Here is a 1,341-nt window from a genome sequence, read left to right as displayed (position 1 = left end):
ACGGCGGCCGCTCACCCCTTCTCATGTGCAGACTAACAAGTCATCAGACCCCTTCATTCCGAGGCGAGTTGCAGCATTCTGTTAGGAGTTCTAAGAACGCCCCCGCAGAGGGGTCCGTAACGGGCCTCTCGGGAGCAGATCGTGGACGAATGTTCTATTGACGGGTGGTGGCTGTTCTGGCTGCGCCGCGACGGGATTCAGGTGCACTCGAACGCGGTATGTCACCCGTTCGTGGTCTTGCTCTCACAGTTGTGGACGCAGGCCGGGGAGACGGTGGCTGGGTCAGGTCACGCGGCGGGGCGCTGCAGAGCTTGGTTTTAGGCGTCGATGCCGGCCGGGTCGAGGAGCGGAGCGACCGGAGTGTCGAGGTACTCGTGCTCGACGAAGTACAGGTCGGCAGTGTCGGCGTGGCCGGGAAAGAGCTCGTTCAGTCGGTGGGTGACGGCTTGCGGTGCGGCGTCTTCGACGTTGAGGAGTCGTCGGGCGAGGATCTTGAGGTCTCACGTCCGGGTGGAAGGAGGCAGGGTTCCGGGATGCGTGCGAGGCCCGTGATCACGGTGGTGTAGGGGCCTACGCCCTTGATCTGCTGGAAGGTCTGCACGAGGTTATAGGCAGCCTGGAGTTCCTCGGCGGGGCGGTCAGTTCCGCAGAAGCAGGGGACCCCGGCGATCTCGAAGTGGTCTTCGGGGCAGCTCTGCCGCATGCCGGACAGCGCAGTCAGCGGTGCGCTCATCTCCGGTACGACGGCGGCGAGTTCGGTGAACCGGCTCACGTCTTCGCCAGGCCGTAGGAGGCGGTCAGCCGGCGCACCAGGTGCTCGCGATGGTTCGGCTTGCAGTCACCGTCGGTGTAGATGCCGGCGATGACGAGCCGGTCCTCCGCGTGCATGCCCACACCGGTGACGAGGCCGCCGGCGCGGAAGGTCCGCCAGGAGCGGGTCGCGGTGTGCGCCTCGAGCCCGGTCGCGTAGTGGGACGGCTTCCAGGCGGTGTGGAGAAAGCCGAAGGGCCCGTCTGCGGCGACGAGCAGTTCGAGGGTATCGGCGTGGATGAAGGAGTGGACGTCACCCAGCAGGGCCACCTCGCTGCCGGCCCGGTAGCCTTGGCTCTCCACCGCGAGGGCGCCGCACCGGCTCTTGCCGGGAAAGCCGACGATGAACGTGTACGAGTCGAGAGTGCCGTGAGCAGCGGTGCTTGAGGCGACATCCAGGATCTGGGCGGGTGTGATCTGCTTTTTGACCACGTCGGACCCTGTTGCCCATTGGCCGTTGAGAGCTGACAGCGGCTTGGTGGTGCTGGCAGGGTTGGTGGTGCGGCCGGTTCCTTCCTGATCCTCGGTCGT

2 protein-coding genes are annotated in these 1,341 nt (G+C 65.8%); both read right to left on the bottom strand.

Annotation, left to right across the window (positions count from 1 at the left end; translation table 11 throughout):
* Positions 1-427: 427 nt before the first annotated feature.
* A complete protein-coding gene (locus ACWD5Q_RS35510) occupies positions 428-772 on the bottom strand; it encodes a hypothetical protein (protein ID WP_451431191.1) in 345 nt (114 codons plus the stop codon).
* Positions 769-1,341, bottom strand: a 573-nt coding sequence (locus ACWD5Q_RS35505; protein ID WP_451431190.1) for a hypothetical protein, incomplete at its 5' end; no start/stop codon positions are given. The genes ACWD5Q_RS35510 and ACWD5Q_RS35505, both read right to left, overlap by 4 nt.

This window comes from Streptomyces sp. NPDC002513 (assembly GCF_053595355.1).
The sequence above is the reverse complement of the archived record's forward strand: the minus strand, read 5'-3'. Positions and strand labels throughout refer to the sequence as shown.